General features: G+C 36.3%; 1 protein-coding gene. It reads right to left on the reverse strand.

The genetic code is table 11. From position 1 onward, the window contains the following. Positions 1-1059: 1059 nt before the first annotated feature. A complete protein-coding gene (locus B879_RS20700) occupies positions 1060-1329 on the reverse strand; it encodes a Bor family protein (protein ID WP_238542189.1) in 270 nt (89 codons plus the stop codon). Positions 1330-1523: the final 194 nt, after the last annotated feature.

Here is a 1523-nt window from a genome sequence, read left to right on the forward strand (position 1 = left end):
GGAAAAGAGGCGCAATGTGGGTCATGCAGCCATTCTTGGCTGCCTTTGCGACCTTTTATTTCTTAGCGAAACCTTGGCGCTCATGGCGGTTTTACCCAAAAGCGAAGATTTTATCCGCGATAATCAGCCCAATCCCTGCCCTCCGGTAGGTGGGCGCGTTACTTGTACTGAGCGAAGTCGAAGTACTTGTACTGAGCGAAGTCGAAGTATCTGCGTTCAATCAAAAGTGTCTGTTTCATATCGGCGGCGATTTCGCTTGCGTTTTTTCAGGCGATTGCAGCGCCGCCTCTGGGAACGTGATGGGCACTTTTTACCCGGGGTGTCGTTCCTAACCCCGGGCTATTACATGTAAGGCTTTCAGCCTTTTTCTTTTACATAAAAGAAATCTCATTAAAGAAGGTCTAGAAAATATGTATAGCTCGGAATTCGTGGAAATCCGTGTAATTAGGGCGTGCTGAAAAACGCCAATTGGAGAATAATTTCTTTAAATTTTGATGAATACCCCATTTATTAAGAGTAGTCTTTTTAAGCAGGTGCAAACTTATTCAATGATCTAGTTTGATTTGCGTGCACTTGAAAATTTCAAATTTTGAAATTTTCAGGCTAGCCTCAGGCATACCATCCCTGACTGTCGACTTGACAGGTTCTAATTGGGCTCATTCGAAGTATAAGCATACATCTTCATTCGCCCGCTTTGAAGCTGGCATGCCTGAGACTTTTTCAGCAAGCCCTAATTAGTGGACAACCATTTGCGGATTGAAAATCCGCTGTATCGGCTCACTGAATTGCATATTTTGAGCAGCCCAATTATTCTGAATTTTTTTGGAGATTTTGGATACCTTTTTTAATTATCAGAAATGTTATTGTTCCTCCTAGCAGAATAAATATAAGACTTCCTGTCAAATATCCTTTACCATAAGTACTCAATTCGGAAAAATCACCTATATATTTAAAGAAATTAAATAAGCCTATTGATAATAATAGTAGGGAGATGATCAGAATAAATATTCGCATGATATTATAAAAGGGAAGCTTTCACTTCCCCTTTTTACTTGATTTTTATCTCGTTACCTTGGTAGTAGTAGGTGTATAGATACCCAGTGTAATCATATTGAGCAAGCCATCCACAAAAGTATGTTGAATATGCACATCATAATCTGTAGCACCATTAGCCATTTGCTTGGGGTCTGAAGTACCAATCGGTGCTAAGCCATAAATGAGGTAATGATTTTTTTGGGTAACAGTTGCCCCAATTTGCGCGCCATTTCCAACACTAAATTGATAAGTATAGCATGAGCTAGTTCCTACAAGAAAGAACACTGCAATCATTATGCTGTAAAATTGTCTTTTCATAAAATTAAAATTTTTAGTGATAAAATTGATTATAATAACTCAAGTAATCGTGTTATATTTATATAATATCTTAAAATTCACTATTTTTTCATGTATAATTCCATAAATATAATTTATAATTTTATAAAATTATAAAAAAATATAAATAATTAATTTTAAATAAAAATATT

Origin of the sequence: Cecembia lonarensis LW9 (assembly GCF_000298295.1) — a bacterium.
Lineage (GTDB): Bacteria > Bacteroidota > Bacteroidia > Cytophagales > Cyclobacteriaceae > Cecembia > Cecembia lonarensis.